Origin of the sequence: Paenibacillus sp. FSL R5-0473 (assembly GCF_038004565.1) — a bacterium.
GTDB classification, from domain to species: Bacteria; Bacillota; Bacilli; order Paenibacillales; family Paenibacillaceae; genus Paenibacillus; species Paenibacillus amylolyticus.
Window position 1 is genome coordinate 4,512,124 of record NZ_JBBORL010000001.1, and the last position, 19,930, is coordinate 4,532,053.

At 46.6% G+C, this 19,930-nt stretch carries 18 protein-coding genes; 9 read left to right on the plus strand and 9 right to left on the minus strand.

The genetic code is table 11. The features are described 5' to 3' along the window. Window positions 1-45: 45 nt before the first annotated feature. The 4 genes from MKY28_RS19905 to MKY28_RS19920 all read right to left on the minus strand — a co-directional run bounded on the left by MKY28_RS19905 (window position 46) and on the right by MKY28_RS19920 (window position 4,347). Complete coding sequence (locus MKY28_RS19905; protein ID WP_036611483.1) at window positions 46-888, minus strand: carbohydrate ABC transporter permease; 843 nt, start codon at window positions 886-888, stop codon at window positions 46-48. 26 nt (window positions 889-914) lie between these two features. Continuing rightward, window positions 915-1,805: a carbohydrate ABC transporter permease gene (locus MKY28_RS19910; RefSeq protein WP_036611613.1), complete on the minus strand. Its 891-nt coding sequence runs from the start codon at window positions 1,803-1,805 to the stop codon at window positions 915-917. Between the two features lie 157 nt (window positions 1,806-1,962). Continuing rightward, window positions 1,963-3,303 (minus strand): ABC transporter substrate-binding protein, encoded by a 1,341-nt coding sequence (locus MKY28_RS19915; protein ID WP_036611486.1) that lies wholly within the window; start codon window positions 3,301-3,303, stop codon window positions 1,963-1,965. Window positions 3,304-3,435: 132 nt separating this feature from the next. Then, window positions 3,436-4,347, minus strand: coding sequence for a glycoside hydrolase family 43 protein (locus tag MKY28_RS19920; RefSeq protein ID WP_051154000.1), 912 nt, complete (start codon window positions 4,345-4,347; stop codon window positions 3,436-3,438). Between the two features lie 397 nt (window positions 4,348-4,744). Here MKY28_RS19920 and MKY28_RS19925 point away from each other — a divergent pair, with 397 nt between their 5' ends. From MKY28_RS19925 to MKY28_RS19940, 4 genes are all read left to right on the plus strand, one after another. Then, window positions 4,745-5,662, plus strand: a complete 918-nt coding sequence (locus MKY28_RS19925) for an ArsR/SmtB family transcription factor (RefSeq protein WP_076251357.1) — start codon at window positions 4,745-4,747, stop codon at window positions 5,660-5,662. A gap of 272 nt (window positions 5,663-5,934) precedes the next feature. Further along, entirely contained in the window at window positions 5,935-6,852 is a 918-nt protein-coding gene (locus MKY28_RS19930; RefSeq protein ID WP_340032128.1) for a helix-turn-helix transcriptional regulator, read from the plus strand. A gap of 83 nt (window positions 6,853-6,935) precedes the next feature. Beyond that, entirely contained in the window at window positions 6,936-7,445 is a 510-nt protein-coding gene (locus MKY28_RS19935) for a DinB family protein (RefSeq protein WP_340936746.1), read from the plus strand. A gap of 11 nt (window positions 7,446-7,456) precedes the next feature. Next, window positions 7,457-8,026 carry a YdeI/OmpD-associated family protein gene (locus tag MKY28_RS19940; RefSeq protein WP_340936748.1) on the plus strand — a complete coding sequence of 190 codons (570 nt, stop codon included), beginning with the start codon at window positions 7,457-7,459 and terminating at the stop codon, window positions 8,024-8,026. A 73-nt stretch (window positions 8,027-8,099) separates the two neighbouring features. Here MKY28_RS19940 and MKY28_RS19945 read toward each other — a convergent pair whose 3' ends face one another. After that, window positions 8,100-8,966, minus strand: coding sequence for a helix-turn-helix domain-containing protein (locus MKY28_RS19945; protein ID WP_036611501.1), 867 nt, complete (start codon window positions 8,964-8,966; stop codon window positions 8,100-8,102). A gap of 170 nt (window positions 8,967-9,136) precedes the next feature. Between MKY28_RS19945 and MKY28_RS19950 the strand changes: the two genes are divergently transcribed. Then, window positions 9,137-10,651, plus strand: coding sequence for a glycoside hydrolase family 43 protein (locus MKY28_RS19950; protein ID WP_340936750.1), 1,515 nt, complete (start codon window positions 9,137-9,139; stop codon window positions 10,649-10,651). Between the two features lie 451 nt (window positions 10,652-11,102). On the opposite strand, the gene MKY28_RS19955 is transcribed toward MKY28_RS19950, so the two are convergent. Further along, a complete protein-coding gene (locus MKY28_RS19955; RefSeq protein ID WP_047841909.1) occupies window positions 11,103-12,026 on the minus strand; it encodes an S-layer homology domain-containing protein in 924 nt (307 codons plus the stop codon). Between the two features lie 362 nt (window positions 12,027-12,388). Here MKY28_RS19955 and MKY28_RS19960 point away from each other — a divergent pair, with 362 nt between their 5' ends. From MKY28_RS19960 to MKY28_RS19970, 3 genes are all read left to right on the plus strand, one after another. Continuing rightward, entirely contained in the window at window positions 12,389-14,131 is a 1,743-nt protein-coding gene (locus MKY28_RS19960; RefSeq protein WP_340936751.1) for an ABC transporter ATP-binding protein, read from the plus strand. Continuing rightward, window positions 14,124-15,941, plus strand: coding sequence for an ABC transporter ATP-binding protein (locus MKY28_RS19965; RefSeq protein ID WP_340936752.1), 1,818 nt, complete (start codon window positions 14,124-14,126; stop codon window positions 15,939-15,941). Before MKY28_RS19960 ends, MKY28_RS19965 begins: the two co-directional genes overlap by 8 nt. A 104-nt stretch (window positions 15,942-16,045) precedes the next feature. Then, window positions 16,046-16,546 (plus strand): hypothetical protein, encoded by a 501-nt coding sequence (locus tag MKY28_RS19970; protein WP_340936753.1) that lies wholly within the window; start codon window positions 16,046-16,048, stop codon window positions 16,544-16,546. 34 nt (window positions 16,547-16,580) lie between these two features. Here the strand turns inward: MKY28_RS19970 and MKY28_RS19975 are convergent, their stop codons facing one another. Further along, the gene (locus MKY28_RS19975) at window positions 16,581-17,012 is read right to left on the minus strand and encodes an Lrp/AsnC family transcriptional regulator (RefSeq protein WP_036611514.1); all 432 of its coding nucleotides are present in this window, start codon (window positions 17,010-17,012) and stop codon (window positions 16,581-16,583) included. Window positions 17,013-17,143: 131 nt separating this feature from the next. Here MKY28_RS19975 and MKY28_RS19980 point away from each other — a divergent pair, with 131 nt between their 5' ends. Beyond that, entirely contained in the window at window positions 17,144-17,896 is a 753-nt protein-coding gene (locus MKY28_RS19980) for an MBL fold metallo-hydrolase (protein WP_340936754.1), read from the plus strand. A 297-nt stretch (window positions 17,897-18,193) separates the two neighbouring features. On the opposite strand, the gene MKY28_RS19985 is transcribed toward MKY28_RS19980, so the two are convergent. Together MKY28_RS19985 and arfA are read right to left on the minus strand one after the other, a co-directional pair. Then, a complete protein-coding gene (locus MKY28_RS19985; RefSeq protein ID WP_340936755.1) occupies window positions 18,194-18,388 on the minus strand; it encodes a hypothetical protein in 195 nt (64 codons plus the stop codon). 36 nt (window positions 18,389-18,424) lie between these two features. Continuing rightward, window positions 18,425-19,930 carry an arabinosylfuranosidase ArfA gene (arfA, locus tag MKY28_RS19990; protein ID WP_340936756.1) on the minus strand — a complete coding sequence of 502 codons (1,506 nt, stop codon included), beginning with the start codon at window positions 19,928-19,930 and terminating at the stop codon, window positions 18,425-18,427.

Sequence of the window (19,930 nt, forward strand, 5' to 3'; positions counted from 1 at the left end):
CTCCTTTTCCTGAATTCGACCACCGTCGGAATTTCTTCCGCTGGTTCATCCCTTCACTCCCGAAATCGCAACCGACTCAATAATCTGTTTCTGGAAGATCAGGAAGATGATTAATACAGGTAACAGGGCTACAATCGACGCCGCCATAATAAGCGGGTAATCGGTTTGAATCGCATACGTGGCATTAAAGTTTGCTATAACGAGCTGTAACGTCTGCTTCTCCGGTGAATTCAGATAAATAATCGGTGCCAGATAGTCGTTCCAGATGCCCATGAACCAGAGAATCAGCTGTGCAGCAATCGCTGGTTTGATAAGCGGGAACGTAATACTGGAGTACAACCGGAAGTAGGAACTACCATCAATCTTGGCCGCCTCAATAATCGCATCAGGTACACTAAGCAGGTATTGGCGCAGGAAAAAGATCATGATTACGTTACCGAACAGGCCTGGAACAATCAGTGGCAACAGCGTATCCACCCAGCCCAGCTTTGCAAACATGATGAATTGCGGGATCATGACTGTTGGATAAGGAATCATCATGGATGCCAGCAACGCGAGAAACAGTTTGTTTTTGTGCGGGAATCTTAACTTGGCAAAAGCAAAGGCTGCGATACTGGACGTAAACGTACCCACCACCGTTACACTCACCGCAACGATGAGGCTGTTTTTGATCCCGCTGAGCAGCGGTCCTGCTTCCCAGATTTCTTTATACTTTCCAAATTGGAACACTTCAGGTATCCATACAGGCGGAAGCGCGAACACATCCTGCTTCTCCTTCAATGACGTGGACAACATCCAGATCAGTGGTGCAATCATCGCAATCGCCCCAATCGCGAGTACGATAAAGATGATCGAGTTTGTTAATTTCCTCTTTTGACTGTAAGACATCTCCGGTTCACTCCTTTCCTTGACAATCAATCCCCATCATAGGCTGATTTTTCGTTCATTTTGAATTGCACCAGGGTAATGACAAAAATGAAAATACCAAGAATCATGGCCATCGCTGAGGCATAACCCATCTGCAAGTTACTGAAGGCTTTCTGCCAGATGTAGAAAACGATTGATGCCGAAGAATATTCAGGACCACCCGTAGGTGTCATAATGTTCATCTCGGTGAAGATCTGGGAACCGCCAATGATATTTGTAACAATGAGGAAAAAGGTAACTGGCTTCACCATAGGCCAGGTGATATTGCGGAAGATTTGGAACCCGTTCGCTCCATCCAGCTCAGCCGCCTCGTAGTATGTACGTGATACACTTTGCAGTGCTGCCAGGTACAACAACATCGTGTATCCCAAGCCTTTCCACACCGTCATAATAATCAAAGCCGGTTTAACCGTGTCTTTGTTCGCTAGCCAGTTAGGACCTTTAATCCCAAACAGGTCAAGGAACTGGTTCACCAGACCGTAATCCCCGTTGTACGCCCAGTTCCACATGATGGACACCGCAGCGAGGGAAGAAATGACCGGGATGTAATAGATTACTCGGAATGTCGTGGTGCCGGGAATTTTACGATTCAGACCCATCGCCAGCAATAATGCGAGCAACAAACCAATCGGAATACCGAGCATCAGGAAAAATGTATTAAACATCGCTTTGTAGAAGAGGTCATCCGTGAGCAAATCCTTGAAGTTGGCCAAACCGATAAAGTTCATCTGTCCCAGTCCGTCCCAATCCGTAAAGGAACCATAAAGGGAGTAGAGGAACGGGAACATGACAAAGATCAGCAATCCAAGAATCGGAGGTAAAATAAACAGATATCCGTACAGCATCTCTTTGCGATACAAACTCGATTTCGTAATCACGGCGTTCACCCCTGTTTCTAGTATCAGCATGTGGCATTCTTCGATTGAACCTTGTCGATCAACGAATGCCACATGCCCGTATGGAATCCAATAAGTTCCAATACGAATGATGCCAGCAGCATGATTGCAGGCTGCCGGCATCACCCTTTCCTATCTACTATTTCTGAGATTTCTTTTCTTGTTCTACCGCTTTGTCGAGCAGTTTTTGCATTTTCGGTTGTTGCTGCTTCACATAGTCTGCGGCTGTAATCTTGCCATCCAATACCGGCTGGATGTCCGTGAAGAACAGGTCATACCATTCCGCATTGTACGTGTAGTTACCTGGCAGAGCCCTGCCGTAATCTTCAACGATATCAATGAATTCCTGTTTGTTGGCTGGTTTCGTGGATGTATCTTTGGCCCACTCGTCTGCCATATCAAGCAAGTTCGGAATTTGTACCTTGGCATCTACCAGTTGTTGCATGCCTTCCTTCGAAGCCGTAAGGTAGTTCACCAATGCTGCTGCTTCTTCTGGATGTTTCGTTTTGGCAGATACTCCGATTCCCAGAGACCCGATCCACGTTGCCGATTTGCCAGTTGATCCCGCAGGGAATGGCAGCAAATCATAATCGAAAGGCAATTTCTCAAATGTACTCATATCCCATGGGCCTACAGGGAAGAAAGCCATTTCACCTTTCATCCAGCGTTGATACGTATCCAATGTTTGCGCTTCCTCAATGGAAGGTGTAATTTTGTATACATTCTGCATATCCGCGAAGAACTGCAGGGCTTCAGCGAATTTCGGATCATCAATCGTTACCTTTGTTTTGGTCTCATCCAACCAATCCCCACCGTTGCTCCATACAAAGGATTGCAGGGCCCACTGTACGTTGAATCCAGTACCGTATACATCCGGTTTACCATCTCCATTGGTATCCTTGGTCGCTTGCTGGTTCACCTTGATGAACTCTTCCCATGTGTATGGTTTATCCTTGTCAGGGAGTGGGATGCCCTCTTTTTCAAACAACGTTTTGTTGTAGCCCAGTGCAAATGGCCCCAGATCCTTCGGCATACCGTAGATATCACCTTGACCTGCCATTTGGCCGTCATAACGATACAGGTCCACGCCGTATTTCCAGATATTATCGAGATCCACATCCGGATTGTTTTCAATATACGAAGTGAGGTTCATCAGCACATTGCTGTTCACATACGCTTTCACGTCACCCGGATTGATATAAAATACGTCAGGCAAGCTGTTGCCTGTAATTGCCGCTCTTAGCTTGGTTGCATATTGATCCGCAGCCGTTACGATAATTTTGACTTTCACACCCGGATGATCTTCTTCGAATTTCTTGACCACCGCTTGGTATGCTTTCTGCTCATCAGTACCCCCGCGGAACATAAACGTTAACTCCTTGTCCCCACTTGCACCGCTGCTTCCTCCGCAACCTGCGAGTACCAGCGCACTTACCAGCATAAGAAGCATAAATGTGACCCAATTCTTTTTCTTTACCATCTGAACCCCTCCTGATCTGGACTTGTAACCGTATTCAATTGGATGAAATAAGATTTCTGTTGTTAAATTTATCAAATCCAGATCACTTTAGTCAACACTTTTATAAAACATTTTACATTTATATAAAATAAATCAGTATTTCGGCCAGCCACTCGAGTCCCAAAGCAAGTCATTAATCAGCAATTTCGGATTGCCATTATCCTCTGCATCATAGGCATGTCTTGCGATGACATTGCCGTTGTACACGTCCTGACCACCTGGACCTTTCCACTTCACATTGCCTGTATCCAATATCGTTCCGCCACCATTCAGCATATTAACTCCGTTTTTGTCTACATAAGGGCCTGTTATACTGGTCGAACGTCCATAGACCATTTTGTAGGTACTGTTCACCCCTTGGCAGCAAGAATCGATGGAAGCAAACAGGTAATAGTAGCCGCCACGATATACAATACTTGGTCCTTCAATAGCACCTCCGTTATTCGGGCGCGCAGCAATGGAAGTTATACTTCCCGTCGGTTTCATCGTGTTTTTGTCCAGCTTGACAATCTTCAGGCCACTCCAGAAAGAACCAAAGGCCAGCCATGGATTGCCTGAAGCATCAATGACCAGATTTGGATCAATGGCATTATAATTATTGGCGGTCGTGGTTTGAAGCACCAATCCTTCGTCCTTCCACTGCCCTGCTCCAATGCTATTCGCAGAAGCAAGACCAATCGCAGACCGATTGGAGCCAAAGGTGGAGATTGAATAATAGAGCCATACTTTTCCGTTATACTGCTCTACATCCGGTGCCCATACATCCAATCCGCTTTGTCCCGGAACTGCAGAGGCCCACCAGGATGGTTTACTTAAGAAGATTTGTGGAACACGATACCAGGACGAACCATTATCGGATTTCAATACTTGAATGCCCGGGCCGGTTGAAAAGGTGTACCAGGAACTGCCCTCTTTGATAATCGATGGATCATGAACAGCGGTATCTCCGGTCAGATTCCAGAATGCCGCCAAAGCTTTTGACTGACCTGCCAGCAATAATACCATCACAAGTAATGCTGGTAACGCCAACCGTTTCCACTTAAACCTCTTCACATTGCTTAACTTTTCCAAACCAAACTCCACCTTTCCTGTTCAAATGGTTAATTAGGTTCATGAAGTATTGAATCAATTTAGGTATAATAGGATTATAAAAGCGGTTACATGACATTTCAATGGTATATTTCAAATATATGTGAACTGATTAACACTTATTTTAACCGGAATAGTGGAGAAAATATAGGTTATATTCTCGTATTTGCGCTATATACAAGGGTTTTGGCTTCTATTTCTCCACCCTTCCCTTCCATGAGGGAATGATTTATAATTATCTGAAATAAAACATATAAATGTGCAAATGTCTGTGTCGAAGACTTTGTTCAGAACGGGGAAAGGAAATCCACCTATGATTTATATTAAAGATCTGATGTCGGGTGTGAATATCTTCAAAGCGCTCAGTTCGGAAATCCGGATTCAGATCATCGAGCTGCTGGCCAAGAACCAAAGCCTTAATCTCAATGATCTTGCAACCAAGCTGGGACTGAGCAATGGCGCCATCACGATGCATATCAAGAAGCTTGAAGAGAGCGGATTGATCGAGATCAACACCGCCGTTGGCAAACATGGAATTCAGAAGATATGTTATCTCAATGAGGAAAAATTGATGGTTGATCTGCGTTCACAAGAGATTAACAATCGTTATGAGGTGGAAATTCAGGTCGGTCATTATAGCGATTATCAGGCCGCACCTACATGTGGTCTCGCTACCCGGGACAGCATTGTTGGAGAGTTCGATGATCCGCGGTACTTTGCTGATCCACTGCGAATTGATGCGGAGATGATCTGGCTGGCTGAAGGTTATCTGGAATATCGGATTCCAAACTATCTCAAACCCAATCAGTCCTTTAGCGAAATTCAGTTGTCGATGGAACTGGGATCGGAGGCCCCTGGCTTTTGTGACAATTACCCTTCGGATATTTACTTCTATGTCAATGGGATTGAGATTGGCTGCTGGACAAGTCCGGGGGATTTTGGCAATACACGCGGTACCTTTAATCCGGAATGGTGGCCTCCGCACTTGAATCAGTACGGCATGCTGAAGCTGATCCGGATTACACAGGAAGGCAGCTATATCGACGGATGCCGCATCTCGGACGTGACGTTGGACCAGATTAGGCTGGATTACAAAAGCGATATTCACTTCCGCATTGCGGTTACGGACGAACCTTTGAACAAACGGGGCTTAACGATCTTTGGTAAAAACTTCGGAAACTATGGACAGAATCTGCTCGCTCGGGTTCTCTATAACGTGCAAGAAGAGTAGAGCCGGCTCTGACTATTCACTCGATATGAAGTTCGACCGATCTGCTAACGTAACTGTTCAACACAACAACAATCATGTTTCTTCGAAAGAGTGCTATCCAGCACTCTTTTTTTGTTTCATCACACCGAAGAACTTGTCCAATCATGTTGGAACAAAACTTACTGCATGATATGACCTCCTATAGACCCTCTGTAATCCTCCATGTTGTTTACCCTGGCGTGATATAATAATGGCCTGTAATGACAAAATGGAATAACGGGCGGGGATACCTTTTGAAATTGGAGCGATTAATCTCAATCATATACAAACTGCTGAACCACGAAGTATTGTCTGCTTCCACCTTGGCGGAAGAGTTTCAGGTGTCCCCAAGAACGATCTATCGGGATATTGATGTAATCTGTGCCGCCGGCTTCCCGGTCGTCTCCCATCAGGGACTCAAAGGCGGCTACGGCATGATGGACGGATACAAGATGGATAAAAGCTTGCTCGGTTCTTATGATGTGGATTCCCTGATCACGGTCCTGAGCAGTCTATCCACAGTATTCGAAGATGCACGTGCACAAGGCACGATTGAACGTCTGCAAACGATTGGACCGGAGCATCAAACCTCAAGTCTATCGGTGGATCTGGAGACTCGCCGAACAGAACCTGATGCCCTTCCTCATCTGCGTAAAGGGATTACGGATCATCAGGTTGTCCGTTTTGACTACATCAATACAAAAAATGAACACACACCCCGCCATCTGGAACCGGTAAGACTCCATTTTAAATATCGTAATTGGTATGTATATGGATTTTGCCAGACACGGCAGGATTATCGCGAGTTCCGACTGTCCCGGATGATGAACGTGCAACTGACATCGGAACACTTCCAACCCCACCTTGAGCTTCCCCAAGAGACGGTTGTGTCAGATCCGTCATGGCAAGATCAGGTAAGTGATGTGGTATTTCGGGTGAACCCGGAAGCGCTCGCGGAAGCCATGGATCATTTTCAACAGGCAGATAAGCAATTTCACGAGGATGGAAGTATGACGATGCGTATCCCGGTTCATCAACCGTTACAAGCCAAGTGGTTATGGTCGTTTCTACTTAGTTTAGGCAGTGGTGCCGAGGTACTTGAACCGATTGAATTAAGAGACATTCTGAAAGAACAACTTCGAAACGCACTTAAGCTCTATGAAGAAGTATGACACGCTGTTGTCATACTTCTTTTTTTATAATCATCTCAGTAAGTTCATCTAATCCATCGCCAAATTAAAGGAGACGATCATCAATGAATCATCCGGAACAAATGTATAACTACCACGCATGGGCCAACCAAACCATCCTGGGCAGAATCAAGGAACTGCCCTCTTCTGTCCTGAGTCAGGAAGTGAACAGTTCATATCCAACTATTGCTCACGCACTCAGCCATATCTATACAGTGGATAAGATGTGGTATCTGGTGTTAACTGGCACCGGGATGCCCGAGGCACTGCAAGCATGCATACCACTCAATAGTGAAATTCACGGTTCTGTGGATGAGTACATCCAATGTTTTACCGACCTGTCGGCACAATACAGTGAGTGGTTACGAGGCCAAGCAGATCTGGAGCAAACCATTCTACTCGATAATCCATTTGCCGGAGTTCGCAAAACCAGCTTATCGGAAATCGTATTCCATGCGGTTAACCACGGAACCTATCATCGTGGCAATGTTTCTACCATGCTGCGTCAATTGGGGCACGCCTCCATCATGAATGACTATTCTCTCTTCTGGTATCAGGAACCGGCTCAAGTATAGTTGACAATCGGATGGAAAATGTACATTGTATCCCCGTGACGTCGAGGGATGAATTGAGAAATTGGTTGCAGACGCATGGAAAAGTCGAGAAATCTTGCTGGGTAATGATAAGCATAAAACCCGTGCCAAATACCCTGCTGTATTTGGACGTGGTTGAGGAGTCGCTGTGCTTTGGCTGGATCGATGGATTCAAAAAGAAAATATCCGAGACTCAATTAGCACAGCGATTATCGCCTAGAAGGAAACGTAGCTCATGGACTGAATTGAACAAGGAACGTGTCCGTCGTCTTGAAAAGTTGGGCTTCATGCATGACGAGGGGAGAAAGGTTCTTCCTGTTATGGACCCGAGTGCTTTCATTATTGATGGTGTGATCGAACAAAGGCTGAAAGAAGACCATCAGGTTTATGCAAATTTTATGGCCTTTCCTACCCTGTATCAGAACGTTCGGATCGATACGATCCAAAGTGTGAAGAATCAGCCAGCACTATTCCAGAGCAGATTGGATAAGTTCATAACCAACACAAAGGAAAATAAAATGTACGGTCAGTGGCATGACAACAGACGGCTCTTGAACCATTGAATTTTCCCTGAGACAGCAGACAGGACCTCCATATGAGGAGGCCCTGTTTTGGTGTTTTATATTCGATCAGGTATTAATGAGTCTGCCTGTATGTTTTGGGAGACTTGCCAAAAGCTTTCTTAAACTGGCGGGTGAAATAATTACTGTCGTTAAATCCACATTCATACGAAATTTCCGTGATGGACAGATTCCCGTTTTTCAACAAATGACATGCCTTCTCCAGACGCAACTTTTGCAGATAAGAGATCGGGGTCATCTGATAATAGGATCGAAAAATCCGATTCAGATGCCTTATTGAGATATTCGACTTCCCCGCGATATCCTCTAGCGACAGTGGCTCCAGATAATGATCTTCAATAAATGAAATAGCATTTGCCAGATGCATCAGATTATTACCTTCGATCCCTTTCTCCTGCGTATCATATTGCCTCGACAAATAAACAACCATCTCCGTAAGACGTGAGATCAACATCGTCTGATACCCTTGCTGTTTACTCTGATACTCCTCAATCATGAACGATATCAGTGATTCTACATACTCCAGACTGGAAATGGATAACGCCAATTTACTCGGAAAGGAGTGAATATTACGATAAAACGGTTCCAAAACAAACAGCGCCTGGAAGCCGTTAGATTTTCTCAGATCGGGCCCAGCCGAAGCAAGCATCTCGGGACTGAACATAATGTTACAGATCCTAAAATCATGAGGGTCTTTATACGCATGATGGGTGTCGCCATTAATCACAAATGCGTTCCCTTTTTTAATAAAAAATTCCTCGGTGTTCACCACATGGGTTGCATGACCATTCAGAACAATCACAAGTTCCGTAAAATCCATATGATTATGAAGCTCCATGTCCTCAACATGTCCACCGTACTGGATAAAAAACGGAAATTGTTGATGGTCCGAGGTAAACCATCTCAAATATGCATTACTCAAAAGCATTCCCCTCCGCGAACATAGTTGGGTTGAATGTCTATATCATGCTATTCCAAGACCGAAAAATCAAGGTTCCATATACTTATAAGCGTTATAATTCGCCTTGTAGCAGGGATTTTCAATGTGTCCAGATTCATACTAAACTCTCGAAATGAATAGGAGCATAAATGATGAAATATACCAATCCGGTCATTCCGGGGTTTTATCCAGATCCAAGTATCTGCCGTGTAGATGAAGACTATTATCTGGTAACCAGTACCTTTGAATATTTCCCTGGTGTGCCCATCTTCCACAGCAAAGACCTTGTGAACTGGCGACAGATCGGCCATGTCCTCACAACAACTGAGCAACTCCCTTTAGCGAACGCAGGCAGCTCTGGCGGTATTTTTGCCCCAACACTCCGGCACCATGATGGCTGGTTCTATATGACAACAACCAATGTCAGCGGCGGCGGAAATTTTTATGTACGTAGCATCCAACCTGAGGGACCATGGTCTGCTCCAATTTTTGTTGATCAGGGTGGCATTGATCCCTCTTTTCTCTTTGATGATGATGGACATGTGTATTTTCAAACGGCCTGTAACGGCGATGAAGGCGAAGGCATCTATCAGTGCGAGATAGACACCACGACCGGAGCCAGACTAACCGATAGTCGATTGATCTGGACTGGAACCGGAGGAGCAGCCCCCGAAGCTCCCCACATGTATAAAATAAACGGCCTCTATTATCTGATGATCGCCGAAGGTGGAACCGAGTATGGTCATATGGAGACCATCGCTCGGAGCACAGAGCCATACGGACCATTTGATCCGTGTCCTCATAATCCGATTCTGTCCAATCGGAGCATGAAATCCAGCATTCACGCAACCGGTCATGCAGACCTTGTCCAGATCCAGGATGGAAGCTGGTGGGCCGTATCTCTTGGTATTCGTCCAGCTGGTTACCCTATGCGACACCATCTGGGACGTGAAACGTTCCTGGCCCCTGTCACTTGGACGGACACTGGTTGGCCGATAATCGGTGTGGACGGACATATTGAACCAGAGATGACCGGACCTTCATTGCCTGAGCATCCTTGGTCACCTCGGGCTATACGGGATCATTTTGACGAACCAACTTTGGACATGAACTGGATCTTCTTACGGAACCCGGCTCCGAATAGTTGGACACTCACAGAAAATCCCGGGCAACTCATCCTGCGGGGTCAGCCGGTTTCACTCGATGATGGACAAAATCCAGCCTTTGTTGGGCGTCGATTGAGCCATTTCTTATGCAATATGGCCACCGAGCTGTGTTATGAGCCATTTGCGAGCGGTGAGGAAGCCGGATTAACCTTATTTATGAATGATAAATATCATTACGACTTGGCTGTAACACAGATCGACGGTCAGAAGAAAATCGTATTGCGGCGAACCGTCGGCTCTCTGCGAACCGAACAGGTGCTTGACTGTGACACGGGGCCGGTTGTATTACAAATCAAGGCTGACCGTAATCACTTCACGTTCCTCTATCAGCAAGGTTCATCCGATGCCATCGAAGTGGGTTCAGGAGAAACACATCTGTTATCTACCGAAGTAGCAAGTGGTTTCACAGGTGTGATGATCGCCATGTACGCTTATGCTCCATCAGGGGAGTGTACACCCGCAAGTTTCGATTGGTTTGACTATGAACCTCTGGAAGAATAATCAAACCGCTAGATCCAATACCTTTCGATCAGGTTCGTACTATGTAACCTCTCACTAATTTACCTTTCGCAGAAGCGTCGTGAATCTGGAAAGTCTAACGAACCCAGCACACGTTATTCGACGCTATTTCACTGATTGGGATTTTTAACGAATCGTAGAAGCATTATTCCTGACTTTTATATGCTTTCTCTGTTGTTTCCAGTCTTATTTGCGGGAATAACGCGTCTCAAGTTCGTTAGAATTGCATAACCACTATAAACGTCCAAATAAGGTGCGCTGAGTTCGTTAGCATATCTCACCTTGCATCAGTTGGATCTTGGTTATTGGTGTCGTCCTCTCCATCAACGAAAACCCACCCTCCATGTACGCATGAAGAGTGGGTTTTTAAGTTAAGCTATATTCTGTTCATTGACGTTGTGCTTAGCGCAAGTTTGATATCTCAAAGAATAATTTACTTACCAGAAGGTTGAGCTTCTGCTGTATAGCCTGTTGGGATATCCGTTTCTGCAGTCACATTGGTGATAACCATTGGATACATCATGTCCGGATCAGGTTGAATAATGGAATAGAGCACGATAGCGCGTCCATCCTTCTCCAATTTCACATCATCAATCTTCAATCCATAACCAGGATGCGGCATTTCAGCACTGAGTTTAACTTTGGTTGTTTTGTCATCAACCTTTGTCGTTGTTACTTCAGGTACAATCGCTTGTTGGCCTTCACCTGGATTGGTTGGAGTTGGCTCTGCTGAGCCGCCATTGCCGTGTTTATCCACAAATTCGAGTGCATTAAAGATCATGCTTGCAGCCTCCATACGGGTAAGCGACTGATCTGGACGGAAATTCCCGTCCTTATCCAGTTCAATGATGTTCATGTTCAGCAGGTTCTGGACTGCAGATATGGCGTCCTTACCGATTTTATTTTCGTCCTTAACAAGATTATACTTCATGATGACCGGATAATTCCCGGTTGTGTTAATCCCTTCATTCAGCAAAATGACAAACAGTTCACGCGTCATCTTGCCCTGCGGGTTCACTTCCACCGGAATGGACAGTCCATTCTGAGTAGCGGCCTGCACCGCATCGGCATACCACGTATCCGGACTGATTTTATTCTGAGCGGATGCTTCCGCAAATTCATTTTTCAGACCAAATGCATTCACAATCAGTTGAACACCCTGTGGCTCGGACAATGCAAGATCTGGACGGAACAGATCCGCTGTTACTCCGTTAACAATGCCTTTTGATTTCAATGAATCCACAACCGACTTCTGACCTTCATCCTTCACATCTGTGAAAGCAAATACCGATGCACCTCCTGCTGTCAAAGAAACGCAGAGCGCAAGTGTTGCAGCCAATCCTTTTTTATGTTTCATTTCCTGGCACCTCCATATGATTAGTAAAGCCTATTTTTTACCTCTTCATTCCTACAGACGGGGCATCCTTAGAAAATGTTTCAGTAATTTCGACATCTGGTGAATACAACACGGGAACATGGCATAGAACTCTTCTCCAACGCCGATAATCTAAATCACCTGCTTTTTGCTAAGTGGCTTCGTTGACATCCCATCGGATTAGCGCAAAAATAAGAATAGAGAAATCTATCGGATGACGGATAAACAACGAACTAGATCGCATACAGTAAGAGGGCACGACGCGCTAATAACAGGTGTCGGCCCTTTTCTTGACTCCACCTGCCTGAACTGACTTCACCTATAACAAAAGGAGAACAACGCTTATGTCCAAGAAAGGATTACTTCGCGGTTATGTTGTGTCGAACTGGCCTGTTTATCTGGTTGCTGTTCTTCTGATCATCGCCTCCAATGTCGGGCAAGCATCCCTGCCCCGCATACTCGGCAGCTTCACGGATCAGTTGATGCAGAACTCTCTTCAGATGCAGACGGTCGTAAGGTACAGCCTGTCCCTTCTAGCTATTGCCATCGGGTATAATCTGCTGTTCGGTACCGGGCAATTCATGATTATGAAGCTCGGTCGACGCTTCGAATTCATGACGCGTGAGCGTATATTCAGTAAGTTTTCCGAACTTAGCGAACATTATTTCTCCAAACAGGGGAACGGAAAGCTGCTCAGTTATGTCATGAATGACGTTACTTCCGTACGTGAAGCGATATCCAATGGTGTGACACTCATGACCAATGCCACCTTCCTGCTGTTGTCCTGCATTGTCATGATGCTGCTTAGCGGGATTCCGTTGACGCTCATTCTAATCAGTGTTGTCCCTTTGCTGGCGATTCCATTTCTGGTGGTGTTTTTTGGTCCGCGGATTCGCAAGCGCTCTCGCGACGTTCAGGAAGCTCTTGCTACCATGACGGAATCGGCAGAAGAACAGTTGGGCGGCATTCGCGTCACCAAGACATTTGCAATCGAAGACAGTGCTCGTGCACGCTTTGGAACCACCGTCGATGAGATCAAGAGCAAACAGCTTCGACTCGTTCGTCTGTCTTCGTTGTTTCAAGCATTGCTCCCGCTGCTGGGAGCCATCTCATTGGTCGTTTCTCTGCTTGTCGGAGGTATTATGACCATGCAGAATTCTATTACACTCGGGAGTTTTGTCGCCTTAACCTTATATCTGCGCATTATTATGGGACCGCTTCAACAGATCGGCAATGTTATTAATACCGTTCAGCGCTCAGGCGCATCACTGGAGCGGGTGAATGACCTGCTCAGCGAAGTAGCAGATGTACGTGAACTTCCTGAAGCCACAGCGCTCCAAACCGTACAAGATATCACCATGGAGAATCTAACCTTCTCCTATCCCGGCAGTTCATCTCCTGCTCTCCAAAACATTCAACTCAATATCCGTGCCGGGCGAACGGTCGGTATTGTAGGCAAGACCGGCTCAGGTAAAAGTACCCTCGTTAAGCTATTGCTGCGTACATATGAACCACCTGAAGGAACCATTCGCATCAATGGTACCGATATTCGGCAGTTGTCGCTGGAAAGTCTAAGATCGCGCATCGCCTATGTCCCTCAGGATGGATTCCTGTTTAGTACCACCATCCGAGATAACATCGCATTTAGCGACCGGGAAGTATCGCTGGATACAGTGGAACATAGTGCACGGCAAGCCATGATCTATGATAATATTGTCCTTTTTCCTGATCGCTTTGATACACTGCTTGGCGAACGTGGACTCACCTTGTCTGGTGGACAGCGTCAGCGAACCAGTCTTGCAAGAGGACTGATCAAACAAGCACAGTTACTTATTCTGGATGACAGCATGAGCGCGGTTGATGCTGTCACCGAGAGTGGTATTCTGCGTAGCCTGCGTGAGATCGGCAAGGGCAAGACTACATTAATCATCTCTCATCGCATCAGCGCGGTCCGTCATGCGGACGATATTATCGTTCTGGATGAAGGGCGAGTCGCTGAACAGGGAACACATGCGCAGTTGATGGCTGCCAAGGGGTTATATGCGGCCACTTACCGTTTGCAGGAGGAGGGATTACATCATGTCTAACGCTAACCCTGAACTTCGCCCAGACGCAGAAGACGATCAGAGTAAACGAACTTCGTTTAAAGCGATGATGGCATACGCCAAACCGCATAAATGGGCTTTTGCCGGTATCTTCTTCTGTTCACTGCTTGGCATATCGGCAGATCTGCTGCAACCCTATCTAGTGAAGATCGCCATCGATGATCATCTGGCCGTGGGCCAGACCAGTGTGGGCTTTCTCGTTCAGCTCGCAGCCATCTTTCTTGGGCTGGCTGTCATCAGTTTTATTTTTACCTATATCCAGAATAATCTCTTGCAGCATGTGGGACAGAACATTGTATCCCGGATCAGAAAGGACCTGTTCAAGCATATCTCCCAAATGTCCATGTCCTTCTTTGACCGTTTTCATATCGGCAGTCTGGTCACAAACGTATCCAGTGATACGGAGACCATCAGCAGCTTCTTCACCCAAGTACTGCTCAGTCTGATTCGAGATGGCATGATGCTGGTGCTCATTATCGTCTTTATGTTCCAACTTGATCCTGTGCTGGCGAGTTACTCACTGATCGTGCTACCTGTCATTGCGGTGGTTGCGGTATTATTCCGTAGTCGACTGCGGAAAGCTTATCAAAATGCTCGTACCCGGCTTTCCCGTCTGATCGCATTTACGGCGGAGAACTTGTCCGGCATGTTCCTGATTCAAGCTTTTCACCAGGAGGAAGAACAGAAGAAACGTTTCTCGGAACAGAATGCGCTCCATCTAAAAGCCAACATTGCGCAAGCTCGTTCCAATGTCATATTCAACCGGACGTTTGATATCCTGGGCAATGCGGCACTGGTCATGATGGTCTGGCTTGGAGGTCGCGCCGTACTGGGTGAGTCCCTGCAAGTCGGGGTATTATATGCGTTTATCAGCTATATTCGTCAGTTCTTTCAACCGATTAACCAGATTACGATGCAATGGAATACATTCCAGTCCACGACCGTATCAATGGATCGCATCTGGAACATTCTGAATACACGGCCTGAAGTTGCTGATCCCAAACCCGTGATGGCCTCCTCTCTGGAACCACAAAATGTGATGGGCCAGATTGATTTTAACGATGTATCGTTTGGTTATCGGGCAGACCGGCCCTTGATCCAACAGATGAACCTGCACCTCTATCCGGGTGAAATGGTAGGTATTGTAGGCACAACAGGCGCTGGCAAAAGCACACTGATCTCCCTGCTCAATCGCTTCTATGATGTAGACAAGGGCAGTATCGAGATTGACGGTACCGATATTCGGCACCTGCCGCAGGCTAAGCTTCATCGGATCGTGGGTCTTATTCAACAGGAACCCTTCCTGTTCTCCGGTTCCATTATTGATAATGTGAGGATGTTTCGTGAGGATATTACGCGAGAGCAGGCGATTGAGGCCTGCCGATTTGTCGGAGCACATACGATGATTTCACGTTTGCCTCAAGGATATGATACACATCTATCCGAACGCGGAAGCGGACTATCCGCCGGGGAGCGGCAGTTGATTTCATTTGCCCGGATCGTGGTGTTCCAGCCCCGAGTGCTCATCCTGGATGAGGCAACCGCCAATCTGGACTCACACACGGAACAGCTTGTGCAGCAAGCGCTGGAATCGGTATCCCAGGGACGCACCACCATTGTCATTGCTCATCGCCTGTCCACAGTGATGCATGCCGATCGAATTCTGGTGATGGAGAATGGGGAGATTGTGGAGGAAGGACCGCACCAGGAACTAATCGCAGCCAAAGGTGTATATGCAGACTTGTACACCCATGCGCGTGATGCAGGTAAAAATTCAGCTATATCAGGGTAATGAACCTGAGTTATAGTAAATATAGAACGTTGAATATGCCGCTCTGCTCATGCAGGCGGCACGTTTGGCATATCGATCAGCATTGTTAATTAGGAGGAACATCTATGCAACAACCCGAAACACCCAAGCGTGACCATCAGCAGATTCGTTACAAACGCAGCACAGCTCTATGGAAGGGAAGTTTATGCTTCCTTTTCCTTCTCTTGTGCGTGAGCTTATTATGGATCATCGTGGACGGACAAGCCCAAAGACTGGAGACCATATACTATTCCATTGCAGCCGTGCTGGGTATGTGGTTAATCGGACCGCTGTTCTTCATGTTTGTGTCACGACTAACCAAAACCCCTGCCGTGTTGTTATCCTGGGATGATGATGCGTTAAGCACGGGCAAACGTAAGATTGCTTGGAGCCAGATTCGCAAAGTCGAACTCGCCTCACCTGCCCGCAGCAAGTGGCTCCTGTCCGCTTCTCCCATGTTTGTCCTGTACTTAAAGGACGGCACACGGTCTCATATTCAGACAGATCATCTGCTGAGCAAAAAAGAGCTGAACCAGACTGTGTCCTTACTTCAGGAGACTTTGCTGGAACAGAAACAGGATCGTTGAGTACCGGGATGGATGAGGACAAGCTCCCCACTCATCACTGTGATTTCTCTACACCTATGGACAGGCTGACTTTGTAATTGCCGTAGGGCAGTAATGCTTCAAGCAGTTGGCCAAGCTGCTCTGTGGTGCCTGTCTGCACTCTCATCAGATAACAGCCTTCTCCGCTGACGCGATGGACTTCAACGATGTCCTCACGTTCAGCAATGAATGTACGAAAGGCGGCATGTCTGTCGCCGGAGTTCAAGAAAACTGTGACAAAGGCCTGTAGACCAAGGCCAAGGCGTTCCGGGTTCCATTTTACCGTATACCCTTCAATCACACCCAGATCTTGCAGCTTGCGCACTCTTGCACCAACGGCCTGTCCCGTGAGATGAACCTCTTCACCGATCTCTTTGTGAGAACGTTTGGCATCCTGAATCAGAATCTGCAAAATACGTATATCCGTGTCATCTATCATTTCATTCATCTTGCTTCAGCAATCCTTTCACGGTGAAATTAGCGTGGCCTAATTCCATTCATCATGTTATGTACGCCGTTAAACGGGTTGTATACCATATAGGGTAATACTATTAAACAACTCGAAGGAGTGCAAATATAATGAAAATTCAATTGATTCGCAATGCTACACTGTGGCTGGAATACGGAGGGCTGAACATTCTCGTTGATCCGATGTTGATGGACGCCGAAGTCATGCCTGCTTTTCCAAACACACCGAATGAGCTACGTAATCCAAGAGTGAGTTTGCCCGAAACCGAAACGGATTATCTGAATCCGGATCTGTTGATTGTGACACACACCCATGTGGACCACTGGGATGAAGCCGCGGCAAAACAACTTGGCAAAGACATTCCCCTGATCTGCCAGCCTGGGGACGAGAATGTATTTCTGGGTGCCGGATTCACGAATGTAACAGCTGTAGATGAAAAACATGAGCATCACTCTGTCCGATTCGCCCGCACATCCGGGCATCATGGCACAGGTGAAATCGGCGAACGTATGGGCAACGTGTCCGGTTTCGTACTTGAAGCAGATGGAGAACCTGTCACCTATATTGCGGGGGATACCATCTGGTGTGAAGAACCTGCTGAGGCCATCCGCCAATATACGCCTGAAGTCATTGTCGTGAATGCCGGAGGTGCACGCTTCGTGGAAGGTGATCCCATTACGATGGACGGGCCTGACGTTGTCGCCGTGAAGCGCCATGCGCCATCTGCTCATGTCATCGCTGTGCACATGGATGCGATTAACCATTGTGTGATGTCTCGTACGGATCTTGCGACTTATCTGGCATCCGAGCAGATGGATGGTCAGGTGCTCATCCCACGTGACGGTGAAAGTTTTGAGTTTTGAATTGTAGCGGAAGCTACGCTGAATCAAAGCGGAAGAGAAATAACCTTTTCACACAGGTGGGTCGATTGTAACGAACTCAGCACACGTTATTAGTCTGTTTTTGGATACTCTAATATTCTCACGAATCCTAGACACGTTATTTCCGCTCTGGGCATGCTTTTACCGAGATTTATCCGTCTTTTTGCCAAGATAACGTGTCTCCGATTCGTTAAATTTTTACTATAATGATAGTCGGCACAATAAGGTGTCCTAGGTTCGTTAGCGCGTATGCGTATGACAGGACCATGTACTTCATTTTCAACACACGCCATTACCTAATTTATATGCTACCTTGTCTGCCACTTCATCACTCATGTCCCCCATGCCTTTCCTTTCCCTATAAAATACAACGGAAAAAGCTGGATGCGATGAACTCGCACCCAGCTTTTTTGATTGAAGGAACACGCTAATCCGCTGTTCGCTGGCTTCCCTCTCAGGCATCAAGCCTGCCATTGCGCTCTCACGTGTCCCATCCCTTTATGCTATCTCTTACTGGACTTTCAAACGGATTACGTTCCATGATGCTTTTGCCAAGCTCGCCGTAATCAGAGTATCAGATACAACTGCACCCCCGCGATTATGAGGAGCAACGCGGTTTGGTTGTGCTGCCGTATTAGATGCTTTGAGATCGTCACTTTCCAGCACGATATGCTCGATCACGGTACACTTCCCGAAGCTGCGCAGGTCCACTTCGAGCGGAAGGGATTCTTCCAGATGACGGTTGACTGCAAATACAGTCACTTCACCCTGCTCTTCGTTATGAACCGCAATAGCTTCCAGATAAGGAACATCTGTGATTTGTTTTGTATCGTATTTTGGAGACTGGATCAATGGTACCAATGCTGTTCCACGTCCGAAGAGGGACGTATGCATGAATGGATAGAAGATTGTCTGTCTCCATGAACCACCACCCGTATCTGTCATGATCGGCGCAATCACGTTAACGAGTTGTGCCAGACAAGCCATTTTAACCCGATCCGCATGTTTGAGCATACTGATCAACATACAACCAACGAGCAGTGCATCCTCATGATTGTAGATATCCTCCAGCTGTGGCGGAGCAATCTGCCAAGGGTCCATCTTCGAATCATTTTCATTGGAGTGATACCATACATTCCACTCATCAAAGGACAGATACATCGTCTTTTTGCTACGTTTCTTGGCTTTGATATAATCACAAGTTGCCTTCACGGTATCGATAAAACGATCCATTTCAAGCGAGCGTGCCAGGAACGTTGGCGTATCTTGCTCTTGATTGCCGTAGTATTGATGCAAGGACAGATACTCCACGTGATCATACGTATGATCCAGCACCGTTGCTTCCCATTCCGGGAACGATGGCATATTCAGATTCGAACTTCCGCAGGCTACCAGCTCAATCGTCGGGTCCGTCCACTTCATGACTTTTGCCGCTTCAACAGCTAACCGTCCATACTCATCTGCCGTTTTGTGACCAATCTGCCAAGGACCATCCATCTCGTTGCCCAGACACCATGTTTTGATCGCATGCGGCTGCTTGTATCCATGCTTGATGCGAAGATCACTATAGTACGAACCTTCCGGATGGTTGCTGTACTCTACAATGTTGCGAGCTGCATCCGTACCCCGTGTTCCCAGATTGACCGCCATCATCACTTCAGAATTAGCCTGTTTTGCCCAGTCCACGAATTCGTTGAAGCCAAATTCATTGGTCTCAATCGTTCTCCAGGCCAGTTCCAGTCTGCGTTTGCGTTCTGACACAGGTCCAACCGAATCTTCCCAATTGTAACCGGATACAAAATTACCTCCAGGATAACGTACAATCGGTACATTCAACTCTTTGACCATCTCCAGCACATCAGTGCGGAAACCCTGTTCATTCGCTGATGGATGCCCCGGCTCGTAAATCCCGCCATAGACTGCACGTCCCAAATGCTCAACAAATGATCCGTACAATCGCTTATCCACTACACCAATAGTAAAATCTTTATCTACCGTCATTTTTGCTTTTTCCAT